Below are 16,763 nucleotides of genomic sequence, written 5' to 3' on the forward strand. Positions count from 1 at the left end.
GACAGCTCCACTTCACAACCGGAGGCCTTCACCTGTCTGCACGACAGGCCGCCACCAGGTCACCTCAACTCGGGACAACGTCCCTGGACATCACAACTAGAGCAGCGAAGCGAGCTCGGGCAACGTCGAGATCGTGTACGTCGGCGAAGGGGAGCCGGGCAGCGGGCGGACGCCGGGGCGGGCGAGCAACGCCGTCCGCAGCCCGGCCGCCTGCGCGCCCGCGATGTCCCAGTCGTGGGCCGCGATCATCACGGCGTTCCGGGGCTCGACCTGGTAAGCGGCCAGGACCTGCCGGTACGGCTCGGGCGCGGGCTTGAGCCGGCCCGCCTGCTCGGCCGAGAAGATCCGGTCGAACAGCTTCGCCAGGCCCGAGTTCTGCAGCTGCGCCTCGGCCGTGGCGAGCGGTGAGTTGGTGAGCGCGACGACGTCGTGACCGGCTTCGCGCAGCTTGACGAGACCCGGTTCGGCGTCCGGGTGGGCCGGGAGCGAGCGGAGACCCTCGCCGATCTTCGTGAGGTCCAGCTCCCGCCCGTGCCGGGCCGCGATCTCGGTCGCGGCCTCACCCGCGATGCCCGCGAAGTCGCGGTAACCGCCGGTCGCCGTCACGGTCAGCACGGTGTGGATGGCCAGCCCGAACCACTCGCGCCGCAGCTCCGGGCTGCCGATGGTCCCGTCGAGCGCGGCGAGGTCGAGGAGGGTCTCGTTGACGTCGAAGACGCAGAGCATGCGGCTCTCCGGAGGTTCGAAGGTGTTCGTACCTGCCCGAAGGTACGACAGCTGCCGTACCATGTCCAGCATGCCCGGTGAACTGCCGATCCCGGCGATGGCCGACGTCGACCTCGGCGCGGTGCTGTCCGCGCTCGCCGACCCGCACCGCCGCGCGGTAGTGCTCGAGCTCGTCGAGGGTGACGGCGCCGAGCGCGCCTGCTCGTCGTTCCCGCTGCCGATCGCGAAGTCGACGCGCACGCACCACTGGCGCGTGCTGCGCGAAGCCGGCCTGGTCCGGCAGCGCGACGCGGGCAACGGCACGTTCGTCCGCCTGCGCCGCGACGAGTTCGACGTGCGCTTCCCCGGCCTGCTCGACGTCGTCGCCGGGATCAGTACTGCTGGGTCAGCGCCCGCTCGTTGAGGTCCGCGTCCAGCTCCTCGGCCGAGATCGGCAGCGCCATGTGGTCACGCAGGATCGTGCCGAACGTCGGCAGCTCCGTGCGCTCCGGCCACGTCTCCGGCTGCCACAGCGACGACCGCAGGAACGCCTTCGCGCAGTGCATGTAGAGCTCTTCGACCTCGATGACCACGGCCAGCTTCGGCCGTTTCCCCTGCACCACCAGGTCGTCGAAGAACGGCGCGTCCGACACGAGCCGGGCGCCGCCGTTCACCCGGAGCGTCTCGTTCATGCCCGGCACCAGGAACAGCAGCCCCGCGTGGGGGTTGTCGATGATGTTGCGGAAGCTGTCGACGAGCTTGTTGCCCGGCCGGTCGGCGAGCACCAGCGTCCGGTCGTCGAGCACCAGCACCGAACCCGCCGGGTCGCCCCGGGGTGAGACGTCGCAGCTGCCGTCCGGCGCCGACGTCGCCAGCAGCACGAACGGCGAGTGGGCGATCAGCGTGCGCGCGTGCTCGTCGATCCGGCTGATGATCTTCCGCTGGGTCGTTTCCTTCGGCAGGCCGATCAGTTCGCGCAGCGCCTCGTGTGAGTCGATGGTCCCCATGACCCCAAGCTAACGCGCACCACCGGCAGTCCGGCCCCGGATCGCGATCCGGGCCGCCTCGGTGGACTTCGCCACGACCTGGTCGACCGAGTAGCCGTGCTTCACGAACACGCCGTCGAGCTGGAACGTGCCGTAGCCGTGGGCCTGGGTGAACAGCTGCTCCATCAGCTCCAGCCCGGTCGCCGGGTCGGGCGCCACGGCGAGGCTGCGCAGCAGGAACTCGTCGGTCATGCGGCGGGTCTGCTCGTGCAGGCCGACGTACTCGGGACCGTGCAGGCCCGCGGCGTAGATCACGTCCATCCCGGCCCGGCGCTCGATCAGGTAGCGCGTGTACGCGCCCGCGGCCGCCGCCAGCGCGTCCGCCGGGTCTTCGTGCTCGGCCGCCGCCGCGGCGACGCGGTCCGTGAGCTGGCAGGCGACGTTGCAGGCGACCTCGGCCAGGAGGGCCTCGCGAGTCGCGAAGTGCCGGTAGGGCGCGCCGGGGCTGACGTTCGCCAGCTTGGCGACCTTCGCGACGGAGAAGCCGCCGAGGCCCTGCTCGGCGATGAGGTCGAGCGAAATGCGCACGAGCTCGCCCCGGAGATCACCGCGGTGGTACTTCGTGCCCATGACCTGGATCACATCTCCCGCTCGAAATATGTAAGACCCCTCTTACGTAGAGATGTAAGAGACCTCTTACGAGGACCAACGGTACTTGAACCTGGAGGGTTCCATGAGCACCACCACGAACGCCATCGCCGCACCGGCGCCGGGTGCGCCGCTCGCACCGACCACGATCGAGCGCCGCGACCTGCGCGCCGACGACGTCCTCATCGACATCGCCTACGCCGGCATCTGCCACAGCGACCTCCACCAGGCCAAGGAGGACTGGGGCCAGGCGATCTTCCCGATGGTCCCGGGCCACGAGATCGCCGGTGTGGTCGCCGCGGTCGGCGCGAACGTCACGAAGTACCAGGTCGGCGACCGCGTCGGCGTCGGCTGCATGGTCGACTCCTGCGGCGAGTGCGAGTACTGCCGGGCCGGCACCGAGCAGTTCTGCGTCAAGGGCAACGTCCAGACGTACAACGGCGTCGGCTTCGACGGCGAGAACACCTACGGCGGCTACAGCAACCAGATCGTCGTGAAGGACGCCTTCGTCTGCCGCATCCCCGAAGGCATCAGCCTCGACATCGCCGCGCCGCTGCTGTGCGCGGGCATCACCACCTACTCCCCGTTGAACCACTGGGGTGCCGGCCCCGGCAAGAAGGTCGCCGTGATCGGCCTCGGCGGGCTCGGGCACATGGGCGTCAAGATCGCCGCCGCCATGGGCGCCGAGGTGACCGTGCTCAGCCAGAGCCTCAAGAAGCAGGAAGACGGCCTCAAGCTCGGCGCGCAGCACTACTACGCGACCAATGACGAGGCGACGTTCGACGTCCTCAAGGGCACCTTCGACGTCATCCTCAACACCGTGTCGGCCAAGCTGCCGATCGACGCCTACCTGAGCCTGCTCAAGGTCGGCGGCGCGATGGTCAACGTCGGCGCGCCCGGCGAACCGCTGTCGTACAACGCTTTCTCGCTGCTCGGCGGCAACAAGACGCTCGCCGGGTCGATGATCGGCGGCATCGCCGAGACCCAGGAGATGCTGGACTTCTGCGCGAAGCACGGCATCGGCGCGGAGATCGAGACGATTTCCGCCGACAAGGTCAACGAGGCCTACGAGCGCGTCGAGAACTCCGACGTGCGCTACCGCTTCGTCATCGACGCCAAGACGATCGGCGCCTGACAAAAGCGCGGCAACCGGTCAGAACACCACTGTCCGGTTGCCGTGCACCAGCACCCGGTTCTCCAGGTGCCAGCGCAGACCGCGGGCGAGGGTGACCTTCTCGATGTCGCGGCCCTTGCGGACCATGTCCTCGACCGAGTCGCCGTGGTCCACGCGGATGACGTCCTGGTCGATGATCGGGCCCGCGTCGAGGTCCGCCGTCACGTAGTGGCAGGTCGCGCCAACCAGCTTCACCCCGCGGGTGTGCGCCTGGTGGTACGGCTTCGCGCCGATGAACGACGGCAGGAAGCTGTGGTGGATGTTGATCGCGCGGCCCGCCCAGTCGCGGCAGAGGTCCGCGGGCAGGATCTGCATGAACCGGGCCAGCACCACCGCGTGCGGCTCGTGCTCGTCGACCAGCTTGCGCACCTGCTCGAACGCGGCTTCCTTGCCACCGGCCGGGAACCGCACGTGGTGGAACGGGATGCCGTGCGCGCGGGTGATGTCGGCGAGCGACTCGTGGTTGCCGATCACCGCAGCGACATCGACGTCCAGCTCCCCGGACGCGACACGGCCGAGCAGGTCGTACAGGCAGTGCCCGGCCTTCGACACCAGCACGACCGCGCGGCGCCGCTCACCGGTGTCGCTGACCTGCCAGCTCGAGTCCGCCGAGAGGTCCGCGGCCACCTCGGCGAACCGGGCGCGCAGCCCGGCGGCGTCGAACGGCAGCGAGTCCGCGCGGACGACCTGGCGGGTGAAGAACCAGCCGGTGTCCGGGTCGGTGTGGTAGGCCGCCTCGACGATCCAGCCGCCGTGCTCGGCGAGAAACCCGGAGATCCGGGCGATGATGCCGGTGCGGTCGGGGCAGCCGAAGGTGATCACGTAGCGGCGTTCGGGAGCGGTCACGCGGGGTATTGTCCCCTGCCGGGTTTCAGGGTGCCGCCAGTGGTGCGAGGTCACCCGTGACGGACGCCGCGTGCGGACGCCCCCACAACGCGCGGTAGACATCGCCGGCCGCACCGGAGACCTCGGCGCGCGGCACGCCGAGGGTCCAGTTGTGCTCCGGCGTCGTGACGCGCACGTCGGCCCTCCGGCCCAGGCGGGCCACAAAGACCGTCAGGAACTCGTCGATGCCGTCGTTCGCGAACCCGGGCGCGAAGCGCGTCGCCGGAGCGTCCACAAGCGCTGATTCGGCGTCGAGGCGGTGGATCGCCGTCTCGTGGGCCATCCGGCGGGCCCAGGAGACGTCCTGGTCGCGCGCCAGCGCTTCGCGCAGTGCCAGGCGCTGGCCGTCCCACCACCCCAGCAAGTCCGTCCAGGCGGCCGGCGGGGCCGGCTCGACGGGCCGGTCCAAAACCGCGCCGACCGTGGTGCAGTACCCGGACGCGAGGTGCGTCACCAGGTCATGAACAGTCCACTTCGGACAGTTCCGCACCCGGGCCGCCGGACCGGCCTTCAGCGCCGCCCGCTTCAGCGCGTCGGCGTGGACGTCGATCGCTTCGAGCATGAGCCGACCGTAGCCGTCGTCCCGCCTCGATGGCGAAAACCAGCCCGAGACCGAGGCTGAAGGACAGTAGAAGGCCCTTCGCCGGCTCGTCGGCGAAGGCGGCTCCGCCGGCCAAGCCGATCAGCACGCTGTAGACCGCCCAGATCGCCGCGCCGGCGGCGTCGAGCGGCACGAACCGGCGCAGCGGATAACCGAGGCTGCCGTTCGCGAGGGCGCTGGCGACCCGGCCGCCCGGCAGGTACCGCGCGGCGATGATCAGCAGCCCGCCGTTGCGCCGCACCTGGTCCTGCGCCCATGCGTAGCGCCGTTGCCCGTCCGCGCCGCGCTGCAGCCAGGCGACCGCGCGCGGCCCGGCGGAGCGGCCGACGGCGTACCCGAGGCAGTCCCCGGCCCACGCGCCGGCCGCGGCGACGGCGGCGAGCAGCGCGAGATTCGCCGGATCGGGTCCGAGCAGGACGGCGACGGTGACGACGGTCGTCTCGCTCGGCATGAACGGCAGCAGCGCGTCCAACCCGGACACGGCGAAGACGAGCACCCACAGCCACGGCGAGCCCAAGGCGTCGCGCAGCAGCTCGGTGACCTGCGCGAGGAGTTCCACGTCCCCATGGTGATCACCGCAGGTCACCTGCGGGTGACGGAGCGGGGGTGGCCCGGTGAACGTTCAGGCGGGGGCGACCGCCGCCCAGGGGACACTCAGCTCGCCGGGTCGCACCCGCGACGGCGGACCCAGCACCGGCCAGCCGCGGGAAACCAGCAGCCGCACCGTTTCCCGCCACCTCGACCGCACGCCGAACGCCTGGTGCGGGGCCGCCGTCGCCCAGCACGCGTCCAAGGCGGCCAGCAGCGCGTGGACCCGCTCGCCCGGGACGTTCCGGTGGATCAGCGCCTTCGGCAGCCGCTCGGCCACCGTCGACGGGCGGTCGAGCCCCGCCAGCCGCATCGACAACGTCAGCGACACCGGACCGGACGCCGACACCAGCACCCACGTCGACAGGCGGCCGATCTCGTCACACGTCCCCTCGACCAGCAACCCCTCCGGGGCCATCGACTCCAGCATCAGCCGCCACGCGCCCGCGACCTCGTCCTCCGCGTACTGGCGCAGCACGTTGAACGCCCGGACCAGCACCGGTCGGGTCCCGGCCAGCTCGAACCCGCCGCGGCGGAACTCCAGCAGCGGCGGGGACGCGGCCGGCTGGGCGGCGGCGACGCGGGCGGCGTCCAGCTCCAGGCCCAGCACCCGGACGTCGGGCCGGACCCGGCGCACCCAGCGCGCCAGCTCGATCGTGGTCACCGGCGAAGCGCCGTACCCGAGGTCGACGACCAGCGGCGACGCGGCCGAGCGCAGCAGCCTGGTCGTCGCGGGCGCGTAGGTGATCCACCGGTCGACCCGGCGGAGGCGGTTCGGGTTGGTCGTGCCGCGGGTCGGCGCGCCGACCGGGCTCAGGCGGCTTCGGCCAGCCACTTCGCGGTGAATTCGGCTTCGCGCTCCAGCAGCTTCGTGACCTGCTCGGCGATGACGCCCTCCAGCTTCCCGCCGAACAGCGGGATCCGGACCGTCACCTCGCCGCTGGTCCGCAGCACCGTCTTGGCGCCGTTGGCCAGCACGGCGGTCCGCGCGACGATCTCGCCCGGCACCCCGCCGACCTCGACCGTGGCGTCACCCTGGTGGCCGGTGCCGTCCTTGCTGACGCGCCAGGTCTGCGTGCGGGTCACCATCAGGTCGCCCTTGTGCAGCGTCCGCACCGCCTGCGGCAGCTTCTCCGCGCTGATGCCCTGGCGCAGCTCGTACCGGAGGTTCGTGCCGGAGACCTCGTACGACAGCAGCGCCGCGCTGTGCCCGCCGAGCTGCTCGAGCCGGGCTCGCAGCGCCTCTTCGCCGGCGACCGCGGCGTAGACGGCCGCGACGTCGGCGGAGAACTCAGCACGGTGCTCGATCCGGGATCCCATGGGCCGGACAGTACCGTCAGACGCGTGAACCCCGCCCGAACTCCCGCACTCCCGAAGCTCTCCGCGTACACCACGCTGCGGCTCGGCGGCCCGGCCCGCCACTTCGTCAGCGCCGTGACCAGCGAAGACCTCGTCACGGCGGTCCGCGACGCCGACGCGGCGGGCGAGCCGGTGCTGCTGCTCGGCGGCGGCTCCAACCTGGTGGTCGGCGACGCGGGGTTCGACGGCACGCTGATCGAGGTCGCGAACACGGGCTGGCGCCGCGACGGTGACGTCGTGGAGGTCGAGGCCGGCCAGAACTGGGACGCCTTCGTCGCCTCGCTCGTCGAGGCCGGGCTGGGCGGGCTCGAATGCCTCTCCGGCATCCCGGGCAGCGTGGGCGCGACGCCGATCCAGAACGTCGGCGCGTACGGCTGCGAAGTCTCGGAATCGATCGTCTCGGTCGAGCTCTACGACCGCCGGACGCGCGAAGTGCGCACGCTCAAGGCCGACGAGCTCGGCTTCGCCTACCGCACCAGTGTGCTCAAGGGCACAGACACCGGCGTTGTCCTGTCGGTCCGCTTCGAAATCCGCGAAGACGGCCTCTCCGCGCCCATCCGCTACGCCGAGCTCGCGCGCACGCTCGGCGTCGAGATCGGCTCACGCGTCCCGGCCGCCGAAGCGCGCGAAGCCGTGCTCAAGCTGCGTCGCGGCAAGGGCATGGTGCTCGACCCGGCCGACCACGACACGTGGAGCGCGGGCTCGTTCTTCACCAACCCGATCGTCCCGTCGGCCGAGGCGGACCCCCCCCCCCCCCCCCCCCCCCACCCCCCCCCCCCCCCCCCGCCGCAGTACCCCGCCGACGGCGGCGTCAAGCTGTCCGCGGCGTGGCTGATCGAGCGCGCCGGCTTCGCCAAGGGGTACCCCGGGCCGGGGAACCGCGTCTCGCTGTCGACCAAGCACACCCTCGCGCTGACCAACCGCGGCGAAGCGACGACGGAAGACCTGCTGGCCCTGGCCCGCGAGGTGCGCGACGGCGTTTTCGAGCGCTTCGGCGTCCGGCTGCACCCCGAACCGCTCCTGATCAACTGCGTCATTTGAGCCGAACCGGGCAACCTGGACGTGGATGGGACGTCTTTGTCGACAAAGGCGTCACCATCTGATCGGTTGGTCTTTACCATTCAGCGGGTAACGTCAGCTGGGTTACCAGCGCTAAGGGCGTGTGTGCCCGCTGGTCGGCGGGGACTACCGCTTCGGGGGGTCCGGGGGGCAGAGCCCCCACGGTTGGGGTGCGGGGGCGAGCCCCCGCATGACACAGGAGGTTTCGGTGATCGAACGGCGCATGGTCTTCAAGGCCGCACTCGCGGCCGGGGCCGCCCTGGTGGCCGCGGCGTGTTCGAGCACCAACGACGGCACCGCGCTGCCCACCGGGGCGGCGGGCGCCGACGGCGAGGGCAACGCCCAGCCCGTGGCGAAGTTCACGGCCGAGCCCGCCGTGGACGCCAAGGACGCTTCCGTCCTCAAGCCGGTCGTCCTCAAGGTCGCCGACGGCAAGCTCACCGAGTGCAAGGTGACCGCCGACGGCGGCAAGGACGTCAAGGGCGAGACCGCGCCGGACGGCCTCAGCTGGACCAGCACCGAGCCGCTCGGCTACGGCAAGACCTACACGTACACGGCGAAGGCCACCGGCAGCGACGGCAAGCCGGCCGGCTTCACGGGCAAGTTCACCACCATCAGCCCGGCGAAGCAGGTCCGCGCCACGCTCAACCCGGCCGACAACGCCCAGGTCGGCGTGGCCATGCCGATCAGCGTCAAGTTCCAGTCGCCGGTCAAGGACCGCAAGGCCGTGGAGAAGGCGCTGTCGGTGAAGACGGACAAGGACGTCGAAGGCGCCTGGGGCTGGCTGTCCGACTCGCAGGTAGACTACCGGCCGAAGGAGTACTGGCCGCAGAACATCACCGTGAGCGTCGAGGCGAAGCTCTACGGCGTCGAGCTGGGCGGCGGCGCGTACGGCAAGGCCGACGTCACCACGAAGTTCAAGATCGGCCGCAACCAGGTCGTCAAGATCAGCACGCCCGAGCACCAGATGCACGTCTACCGCGGCGGCTCGCAGGTCAAGAGCTACCCGTGCGCGAACGGCCTGGACGCCGAGGTCGACCGCAACACCCCCAACGGCACCTACATCGTGATGAGCAAGGAGCCGTCGGCGATCTTCGACAACGCCCGCTACGGCTACACGAACGTCAACAAGAAGTGGGCCTGCCGGTTCTCCAACCACGGTGAGTTCATCCACGAGAACCAGGACAACGCGGCCAACATCGGGAAGGCCAACAACTCCCACGGCTGCGTCAACCTGCTCGAAGCCGACGCCAAGGACTACTTCGACTCCGCGCTCGTCGGCGACCCGGTCGAGATCACCGGGTCCAAGCTGGGCGCGCCGATGAACTCCGACGTCAAGGACTGGAACTTCTCCTGGTCGGCCTGGCAGGCGCTGGGCGCGAAGTAACCGTGCGGACCGAGGTCGTCGGACACGGCGGGGCGCGGCTCGGCCTGCGGGTCGAGGGCGCGGAGAACAGCAGGCCGATCGTCTTCGTGCACGGCTGGGCGCAGTCGTCCGGGTGCTGGGCGGCGCAGCTCGCCGACCCCGCGCTGACCGAGCGGTTCCGGCTCGTCGCGATGGACCTGCGCGGCCACGGCGCCTCCGACGTCCCCGCCACCGGGTACGACGACCCGGTCGTCTGGGCCGACGACCTCGCCGCCGTGCTCGACTTCGCCGGGCCGGACGCGATCGTCGTCGCCTGGTCCTACGGCGGCCTGGTGCTCGCCGACCACATCCGCGTGCACGGCACCGCACGGCTGCGCGGCATCGTGCTCGTCGGCGCGATCACCGAGATCGGCCGCGAGCGGCCGGGTGGCCGCGTCGGTCCGCTGATGCGCGAGCACATGCGGGACATGCTTTCGGACGATCCGGACATCGCGGTCCCGGCGCTCACGGCGTTCTGCCGCGAGATGGCCGCGCGGCCGGTGCCCGGCGCGCAGGTCCAGGCCCTGCTCGGGGCCGGTTTGAGCGTGCCGCCGGCGGTCCGGGCGGCCCTGTTCCGCCGCGACGTCGGCAGCGACCAGGTCCTGGCCGCGATCGACAAGCCGGCCCTGGTCGTGCACGGTTCGGCGGACCGCGTCATCGATCCTTCGGCGGCCGAACACGCACTCGGGAAGATTCCGGGTGCCGTCGGGCGTTGGTTTGCTGAGGGGGGCCATGTGCCCTTCGCCGAGTCCGCGGACGAGTTCGACGCGGTGCTCCGGCAATTCGCCGAAGAATGCTGACGTATTCGGGAGACGTGACCAGGTGACCAGCTCCATCCGGGGGTTCCGTGCTGCGCCGCGAAGGATCGCGGTGCTGTCCGTGCACACTTCACCGCTCGAGCAGCCCGGAACGGGCGACGCCGGCGGGATGAACGTCTACGTGAGCCAGACGGCGACCGAGATGGCCCGCCGCGGGGTCGAGGTCGAGGTGTTCACCCGCGCGACGTCGTCCGACCAGCCGCCGGTCGCCGAGCTGGCGCCGGGCGTGACCGTCCGGCACGTGCAGGCGGGGCCGTTCGAGCCGCTGAGCCGCGACGAGCTGCCCGGCCAGCTGTGCGCGTTCACCTCCGGGGTGCTGCGGACCGAGGCCTTCCACGAGCCCGGGCACTACGACCTCATCCACTCCCACTACTGGCTGTCGGGCCAGGTCGGCTGGCTCGCGCGCGACCGGTGGTCCGTACCACTGGTGCACACCGCGCACACGCTCGCGAAGGTGAAGAACTCCGCGCTCGCCGAGGGGGACAAGCCCGAGTCGCGCATCCGCGTCATCGGCGAGGAGCAGGTGGTCGCCGAGGCCGACCGGCTCGTCGCCAACACCGCCGTCGAGGCGCGCCAGCTCATCGACCTTTACGACGCCGAGCCGCACGCGGTGCACGCCGTGCCGCCGGGGGTCGACCTCGAGCGCTTCACGCCGGGCTCGAAGCACCTCGCCCGCATCGAGCTGGGCCTGCCCGACGACGCCGTGGTGCTCGCGTTCGCCGGCCGGATCCAGCCGCTGAAGGCGCCGGACGTCCTGCTCCACGCCGCCGAGGCGCTGCTGCGACGGCGTCCCGAACTCGCCTCGAAGCTGGTCGTGCTGGTCGTCGGCGGGCCGTCCGGGACCGGGCTGGAGCAGCCGCAGGCGCTGCGCGAGCTCGCCGGGTCCCTCGGCATCGAGGCGCAGGTCCGGTTCCTGCCACCGCAACCGGGCGAGGCGCTCGCCCGGGTGTTCCGCGCCGCCGACGTCGTCGCGGTGCCCAGCTACAACGAGTCGTTCGGGCTGGTCGCCCTGGAGGCGCAGGCCTGCGGGACACCGGTCGTCGCGGCCGAGGTCGGCGGCCTGCCGGTGGCGGTGCCGCACGGCGTCTCCGGCCTGCTGGTGCCGGGGCACGGCGCCGAGGAGTGGGCGGACGCGCTCGCCGCCGTCGCCCTGCGGCCGGACCGCTGCGCCGAGCTCGGCGCCAACGCCGTCGTGCACGCGCGGCGGTTCTCCTGGCGCCGGACCACGGACGCGCTGCTGGACATCTATGCTCAGGCCACCAGCGCCTTCCGGCACGCGCTGGAACGGCGCGCGGAGGTGGCGGTGTGAGCCTGGACGAGCTGATCCAGTCTACTTTGGACTCCGCGGAGCTGAAGTACGACAAACGCGCGCCGGGCAAGTACTTCGTGACGCTCCCGGGCACGAAGAAGCTCCAGACGAACGCGTGGCTCGTCGACGGCGACCACGCGTTCTCCGTGGAAGCCTTCGTCTGCCGCCGTCCCGACGAGTCCCATGAGGACGTTTACCGGTTCCTGTTGCAGCGCAACGCGAAGCTCTACGGCGTGCACTACACGGTGGACAACCTCGGTGACATCTACCTGGTCGGCCGGTTCGGCAAGGACACGATGAGCGCCGACGAGCTCGACAAGGTGCTCGGGCAGGTCCTCGAGGCCGCCGACGGCGACTTCAACACGCTCCTCGAGATCGGCTTCGCGACGTCGATCAAGCGCGAGTGGGACTGGCGCGTCTCCCGCGGCGAGTCGCTGGCCAACCTCCAGGCTTTCAAGCACCTCGTCGCGCCGGAGAAGCCGCACCAACCGGGCTTGACCGAGTCGTGACCGGACCCGTGCAACGGGGCTGAACCGGACATCCGTCTCACCGCCAGTCGAAACTGGAGGGAGACCAGGATGCGGACTCGATGGAGAACGGCGCTGGCGGTCACGGCGGTGGCGTTCGCGCTGGCCGGCTGCTCGGCGGCGGAAAACCCGGCGTCCACGGCGGACAGCGCCGGAACGGCGCGGGTCCCCGCGGCGCCGCAGCAGGGAACCGGCGGCACCGGCAAGACCGAACAGGGCTCGAAGGTGACCCCGCCACAGGCCGGGGCCACCGACCGCAAGCTTTCGCGCAGTGCCCGGCTGGACCTGACCGCCACCAAGGTCACCGACGTCGTCGCGCAGGCCCGCGGGATCGCGCTGGGCGCCGGGGGCTACACCGGCCAGGAGAGCACGGCCGAGGATTCGGCGACCCTCTCGCTGGCGGTGCCCTCGGACAAGCTCGACGGGGTCCTCGACCAGCTGTCACACCTGGGTTCCGCGATGGTCAAGCGGGAGCTGACCACCCAGGACGTCACCGAGCAGGTCGTCGACGTCGACGCGCGGCTGACCACGCAGCGGGCGTCGGTGGAGCGCATCCGCGCACTGCTGTCCCAGGCGTCGTCCGTGTCGGACATCACGTCGATCGAAAGCGAGCTGACGAGCCGCGAGTCGGCGCTCGAATCGCTGGAGCAGCAACGGAACTCGCTGGCGGGCAGTGTCGCGATGGCCACGGTGGCGATGAGCATCCGCGGCGTCGCCGCGCCGCCGCCCGCCGAGGAGCGGAGCACCGGGTTCCTGGGCGGCCTGTCCGGCGGGTGGGACGCGTTCCTGACCTTCGGCGGCGGCCTGCTGACGGTGCTGGGCGCGGTCGCGCCGTTCCTGCTGCTCGTCGGGCCGCTGGCCTGGGGTGGCTGGTGGCTGCACAAGCGCCGCCGGGCCGCGCGACCGGAGCCGGTGCCGGTGCCGACCGAGATGTGAGGGAGAACAGGCGGGACGGCTCGAGGGAGGGGGGAGTCGCGATCTCGAGCCGCCCCGCTGAAGTTCCCGCCGATCAGGACCCGGTGACGAGGGGGGTGCCAACGGGGCCGGGCGGGCCGCGGCTCGGCAGGGGGGAGACGAGCCGCGGTCAAAGCCCGAAACCGGCCGGGGAGTGCGTGGAATCCGGCCGCTCGGGACTAAGCCAACCTGTCAGATCTCGACCTGTAATCACAAGACTACTCACTAGTCCGTTCGAGTGAATTTACCGCTGAGCGATAACGGTGCGCAGTCCGTTGCCCGGAATTTGCGCGTTGTTGGCACTCGGACTTGTCGAAGAGTGAGGTGTTACTCCGAAGTAACACACTCTGGGTAGGACAACTGGGGAAACCGCGGACCCTGGGGAGTCACCGGTGGGCGTGGTGGTCCGCTCTGGCAGGCTTGGCGGCATGGCTGAACTCGGGACCTTGGTGCTGCTGCGACACGGGCAGAGCACGTGGAACGCGGAAAACCTGTTTACCGGCTGGGTGGACGTGCCGCTGTCGGAGCAGGGCGAGGCCGAAGCCCGCCAGGGCGGCCAGTTGCTGGCGGACGCCGGCCTGCTGCCCGACGTGCTGCACACCTCGCTGCTGCGGCGCGCGATCGCCACCGCGAACATCGCGCTGGACGCCGCCGACCGGCACTGGATCCCGGTCAAGCGCGACTGGCGCCTCAACGAGCGGCACTACGGCGCGCTGCAGGGCAAGAACAAGAAGCAGACCCTCGACGAGTTCGGCGAGGAGCAGTTCATGCTCTGGCGCCGTTCCTACGACACCCCGCCGCCGGCGATCGACCCGAAGGACGAGTGGAGCCAGGCCGGTGACGCCCGGTACGCGAACCTCGGCGACAGCGCGCCGCTGACCGAGTGCCTCAAGGACGTCGTCGAGCGGCTGCTGCCGTACTGGGAGTCCGAGATCGTGCCGGACCTGCGCGCGGGCAAGACCGTGCTGGTCGCCGCGCACGGCAACTCGCTGCGCGCGCTGGTGAAGCACCTCGACGGCATCTCCGACGCCGACATCGCCGGCCTCAACATCCCGACCGGCATCCCGCTGCGCTACGACCTCACCGACGACCTCAAGCCCGTGAAGCCGGGCGGGGAGTACCTCGACCCCGAGGCCGCCAAGGAAGCCGCCGCCGCGGTGGCGAACCAGGGCCGCTGAGCTAGGGCGAGACGACCGGCCGCACGCCGGTCGCCCGCCAGCTCGCCCCTTCGCGGACGACGTCGAGTTCGGCCGTGAAGGGGCGGCTGGTCACCTTCCCGCCCGCGTCGGTGACCTGCAGTGTCGTGAAGAACAGCACGACCGCCCGCCCGCCGGTGAGCGCGAGGACCCCGGCCACCGGGTTCGGGCCGAGCGCGACCTTCGTGCCCGCCTTGCGGATCGACTCGACGTACGCCGCCTTCTTCGCGCGGTAGTCGCTCAGCAGCGGATCGGCGAGGACGGCTTCGGCCCGTGCGTAGCTGCCCTCGGGATCGCCGCTGTCGGTCGTGAAGAGCCCGCCCGCCACCGCCCGGGCGCCGGCCAGCGCCGAGTCGCGCACCCCGCCGGGGCTGCCGTCGTCCGGCTGCGGCGCCGGCGGCGGCTGCGCGGGGTTCACCGCGATGTCGGAGAGCCGCCAGCGCCCGCCTTGCCGGGTCCCGGTGACCGCGACCGTGGCCAGGCCCTGCGTGGCGCCGCTGTCCTGCCGGAGCACGGCCAGTTCGCGGATCCGGTCGCCGGTGAACTCCACCGCGGCCGCCTCCCGCACCCTCGTGACCAGGCGGACCGGCTGCGGGCTCTTCCGCACCGCGTCGAACAACGTCGTGAGCTGGTCCTTCGCCGCGCCGGTGACGTTCGCCGCGACGGCCTGGTCGAAGCCCGCCGGGTTCGCGGAGTCGTAGCTGAACACCGCCTCCACAGCCGTCTTCACCGCGTCGAGAGCCGCGCCCGTGCCCGAGGCGTAGACCAGCGCGAGGTTTCCCGCGCCCGGGATCGGGACGGCCGTGCCGGGGATCGCCGACGAGCACGCCGACGTCGTCAGGACGAGCGCCAGGAGCAATCGCTTCACAGCAGCCCGGCCTCGCGGGCCCGCGCGCCGGCCTGGAACCGCGAAGACGCGCCGAGGAGCTCCATCAGCTCCGCCACCCGCCGCCGGTAGGTCCGCAGGCCGACCCCGAGGACGCGGGCCGCCGTCTCGTCCTTGCAGCCGGACGCCAGCTGCTCGAGGATCTCCCGCGCGCCCAGCTCGGTGAACCGCGCCTGGTAGGACGCCAGGTCCGTGGCGCCGGCCCAGGCCGCCTCGAACAGCGACTGGATGCCCTGGACCAGCTCCGGGCTGCTGACGACGGTGTAGCTGCGCACGCCGCCGACGTTGTCGCCCGCGACGATCGCGATCCGGCGGTCGAGCAGGATCGTCTCGTTGACCTCGCGCTCGGTGATCCGGATGCGCGCGCCGTGCGTGGCCATGAACCGCAGGTGTTCGGCCAGCGCCGGGTCGAACAGGACGCCGGGCAGGTACATCTTGCGCACGGACGTGGTGCGCACCGCCTGCTCCCGCTCCGGCATCGTCGGGTGCGCCACCGACCAGGTGTGCAGGTCGCGGGCCGCGCACGAGACCTCCGCCGCGGCCGCGAACAGGTGGGCCGTCCGCTCGAAGAGCTCGGCTTCACCCCGCACCACCACCACGTCACTGACTCTCTCCACGCATTCCAGTGTGGCAGCAAATTGCCAAAACCGGTGGTCGCGAGTCCGCACCGGAAAGCTGGAGCCATGACCACGAACACCCTTCCCGCCGCCGCGGCGGGCACCTGGAAGCTCGGCTCCTTCGAAGTCAACCGCGTCGGTTTCGGCGCCATGCGCCTGATGTCCACTTCGGACGGTGGCATCCGCGACCGCGAGACGTCGATCGCCGTGCTGCGGCGCGCCGTCGAGCTCGGCGTCAACCACGTCGACACCGCGGTCTTCTACTTCGCCGGTCCGCGGTCGGCGAACGAGCTCATCAACAGCGCGCTGTCGCCGTACGACGACCTGACGATCACCACCAAGGTCGGCCCGGGCCGCGACTTCACCGGCGCGTTCTACACCGCCCGGCCCGAGCAGCTGCGGGCCCAGGTCGAGGAGAACCTCCGCGAACTGGGTCTGGACCACCTCGACATCGCGAACTACCGGATCGGCGAAGGCCTCGACCGCGGCGAGGGCTCCCTCGCCGACGGTTTCGGCGCGCTCGCCGAACTGCGCGAAGCCGGGATGATCCGCGAGCTGGGCATTTCGAACGTCGCTCCCGGGCACCTGACCGAGGCGCTGGAAATCGCGCCGGTCGTCTGCGTCCAGAACCAGTACGGCCTCACCGCGCGGCGCGAAGACGACGAAATCGTCCGGATGTGCGCCGAACGGGGGATCGCGTTCGTGCCGTTCTTCGCCGTCGCGAGCGGGACCGGGGAGGACGCGCGGGTCGCGGAAGTCGCGCGCCGCCACGACGTCACCCCGGCGCAGGTGCGGCTCGCCTGGACGCTCCACCAGGGCCCGCACGTGCTCGCCATTCCCGGCACGGGCGACGTCGCGCACCTGGAACAGAACGTCGCGGCGGCCGCGCTGGAGCTCACCGAAGACGATTTGAAAACCCTCGGGTGATTCACCCGGAATGTCTCGCCGGGGAATCGATCGGGTGAACGCCGGTTGAAGCACCGGCGAACATGTCCTCCCCAGATGTCGCGGTGCTCACGACAAGGCGGACAACGCTAGGCCGAAGG

Annotated in this window: 20 protein-coding genes; 10 read left to right on the forward strand and 10 right to left on the reverse strand. The window is 71.3% G+C overall.

Annotation, left to right across the window (positions count from 1 at the left end):
* Positions 1 to 96: 96 nt before the first annotated feature.
* Positions 97 to 726, reverse strand: coding sequence for a haloacid dehalogenase type II (locus ACZ61C_RS18695; protein ID WP_465309397.1), 630 nt, complete (start codon positions 724 to 726; stop codon positions 97 to 99).
* A 70-nt stretch (positions 727 to 796) separates the two neighbouring features.
* On the opposite strand from ACZ61C_RS18695, the gene ACZ61C_RS18700 reads away from it, so the two are divergent.
* Entirely contained in the window at positions 797 to 1,129 is a 333-nt protein-coding gene (locus ACZ61C_RS18700) for an ArsR/SmtB family transcription factor (protein ID WP_465308302.1), read from the forward strand.
* Here the strand turns inward: ACZ61C_RS18700 and ACZ61C_RS18705 are convergent.
* Together ACZ61C_RS18705 and ACZ61C_RS18710 are read right to left on the reverse strand one after the other, a co-directional pair.
* Complete coding sequence (locus ACZ61C_RS18705) at positions 1,098 to 1,712, reverse strand: pyridoxamine 5'-phosphate oxidase family protein (RefSeq protein WP_465308304.1); 615 nt, start codon at positions 1,710 to 1,712, stop codon at positions 1,098 to 1,100. The two genes, ACZ61C_RS18700 and ACZ61C_RS18705, sit on opposite strands and share 32 nt — an antisense overlap.
* Before the next feature lie 9 nt (positions 1,713 to 1,721).
* The gene (locus ACZ61C_RS18710; protein WP_465308306.1) at positions 1,722 to 2,321 is read right to left on the reverse strand and encodes a TetR/AcrR family transcriptional regulator; all 600 of its coding nucleotides are present in this window, start codon (positions 2,319 to 2,321) and stop codon (positions 1,722 to 1,724) included.
* Positions 2,322 to 2,424: 103 nt separating this feature from the next.
* Here ACZ61C_RS18710 and ACZ61C_RS18715 point away from each other — a divergent pair, with 103 nt between their 5' ends.
* The gene (locus ACZ61C_RS18715) at positions 2,425 to 3,474 is read left to right on the forward strand and encodes an NAD(P)-dependent alcohol dehydrogenase (protein ID WP_465308308.1); all 1,050 of its coding nucleotides are present in this window, start codon (positions 2,425 to 2,427) and stop codon (positions 3,472 to 3,474) included.
* An 18-nt stretch (positions 3,475 to 3,492) separates the two neighbouring features.
* Here the strand turns inward: ACZ61C_RS18715 and purU are convergent, their stop codons facing one another.
* The 5 genes from purU to ACZ61C_RS18740 all read right to left on the reverse strand — a co-directional run bounded on the left by purU (position 3,493) and on the right by ACZ61C_RS18740 (position 6,907).
* Positions 3,493 to 4,359, reverse strand: coding sequence for a formyltetrahydrofolate deformylase (purU, locus tag ACZ61C_RS18720; RefSeq protein WP_465308310.1), 867 nt, complete (start codon positions 4,357 to 4,359; stop codon positions 3,493 to 3,495).
* A gap of 25 nt (positions 4,360 to 4,384) precedes the next feature.
* On the reverse strand, positions 4,385 to 4,960 hold the full coding sequence (locus ACZ61C_RS18725; protein ID WP_465308312.1) for a maleylpyruvate isomerase N-terminal domain-containing protein: 576 nt from the start codon (positions 4,958 to 4,960) through the stop codon (positions 4,385 to 4,387).
* Entirely contained in the window at positions 4,857 to 5,558 is a 702-nt protein-coding gene (locus ACZ61C_RS18730) for a DedA family protein (RefSeq protein ID WP_465308314.1), read from the reverse strand. The genes ACZ61C_RS18725 and ACZ61C_RS18730 overlap by 104 nt, the downstream gene beginning before the upstream one ends.
* Positions 5,559 to 5,621: 63 nt before the next feature.
* Positions 5,622 to 6,422 carry a class I SAM-dependent methyltransferase gene (locus ACZ61C_RS18735; protein ID WP_465308316.1) on the reverse strand — a complete coding sequence of 267 codons (801 nt, stop codon included), beginning with the start codon at positions 6,420 to 6,422 and terminating at the stop codon, positions 5,622 to 5,624.
* On the reverse strand, positions 6,401 to 6,907 hold the full coding sequence (locus tag ACZ61C_RS18740) for a DUF2505 domain-containing protein (protein ID WP_465308318.1): 507 nt from the start codon (positions 6,905 to 6,907) through the stop codon (positions 6,401 to 6,403). Before ACZ61C_RS18740 ends, ACZ61C_RS18735 begins: the two co-directional genes overlap by 22 nt.
* A 24-nt stretch (positions 6,908 to 6,931) precedes the next feature.
* On the opposite strand from ACZ61C_RS18740, the gene ACZ61C_RS18745 reads away from it, so the two are divergent.
* From ACZ61C_RS18745 to ACZ61C_RS18775, 7 genes are all read left to right on the forward strand, one after another.
* A complete protein-coding gene (locus ACZ61C_RS18745; RefSeq protein ID WP_465308320.1) occupies positions 6,932 to 7,987 on the forward strand; it encodes a UDP-N-acetylmuramate dehydrogenase in 1,056 nt (351 codons plus the stop codon).
* Positions 7,988 to 8,213: 226 nt separating this feature from the next.
* Positions 8,214 to 9,392 (forward strand): L,D-transpeptidase, encoded by a 1,179-nt coding sequence (locus tag ACZ61C_RS18750; RefSeq protein WP_465308322.1) that lies wholly within the window; start codon positions 8,214 to 8,216, stop codon positions 9,390 to 9,392.
* A 2-nt stretch (positions 9,393 to 9,394) separates the two neighbouring features.
* Positions 9,395 to 10,210, forward strand: coding sequence for an alpha/beta fold hydrolase (locus ACZ61C_RS18755; protein WP_465308324.1), 816 nt, complete (start codon positions 9,395 to 9,397; stop codon positions 10,208 to 10,210).
* 79 nt (positions 10,211 to 10,289) lie between these two features.
* A complete protein-coding gene (mshA, locus tag ACZ61C_RS18760) occupies positions 10,290 to 11,537 on the forward strand; it encodes a D-inositol-3-phosphate glycosyltransferase (RefSeq protein WP_465308326.1) in 1,248 nt (415 codons plus the stop codon).
* Positions 11,534 to 12,046, forward strand: a complete 513-nt coding sequence (locus ACZ61C_RS18765; RefSeq protein WP_465308328.1) for a type III secretion system chaperone family protein — start codon at positions 11,534 to 11,536, stop codon at positions 12,044 to 12,046. The genes mshA and ACZ61C_RS18765 overlap by 4 nt, the downstream gene beginning before the upstream one ends.
* A gap of 69 nt (positions 12,047 to 12,115) precedes the next feature.
* Entirely contained in the window at positions 12,116 to 13,000 is an 885-nt protein-coding gene (locus ACZ61C_RS18770; protein ID WP_465308330.1) for a DUF4349 domain-containing protein, read from the forward strand.
* Between the two features lie 446 nt (positions 13,001 to 13,446).
* The gene (locus ACZ61C_RS18775; protein ID WP_465308332.1) at positions 13,447 to 14,196 is read left to right on the forward strand and encodes a phosphoglyceromutase; all 750 of its coding nucleotides are present in this window, start codon (positions 13,447 to 13,449) and stop codon (positions 14,194 to 14,196) included.
* A gap of 1 nt (position 14,197) precedes the next feature.
* On the opposite strand, the gene ACZ61C_RS18780 is transcribed toward ACZ61C_RS18775, so the two are convergent.
* Together ACZ61C_RS18780 and ACZ61C_RS18785 are read right to left on the reverse strand one after the other, a co-directional pair.
* A complete protein-coding gene (locus tag ACZ61C_RS18780) occupies positions 14,198 to 15,082 on the reverse strand; it encodes a hypothetical protein (protein ID WP_465308334.1) in 885 nt (294 codons plus the stop codon).
* Positions 15,079 to 15,717 (reverse strand): helix-turn-helix domain-containing protein, encoded by a 639-nt coding sequence (locus ACZ61C_RS18785; protein ID WP_465308336.1) that lies wholly within the window; start codon positions 15,715 to 15,717, stop codon positions 15,079 to 15,081. The genes ACZ61C_RS18780 and ACZ61C_RS18785 overlap by 4 nt, the downstream gene beginning before the upstream one ends.
* A 66-nt stretch (positions 15,718 to 15,783) precedes the next feature.
* Between ACZ61C_RS18785 and ACZ61C_RS18790 the strand changes: the two genes are divergently transcribed.
* A complete protein-coding gene (locus ACZ61C_RS18790) occupies positions 15,784 to 16,644 on the forward strand; it encodes an aldo/keto reductase (RefSeq protein WP_465308338.1) in 861 nt (286 codons plus the stop codon).
* The last annotated feature ends 119 nt before the right edge of the window (positions 16,645 to 16,763 follow it).

This window comes from Amycolatopsis sp. NPDC104587 (assembly GCF_055583645.1).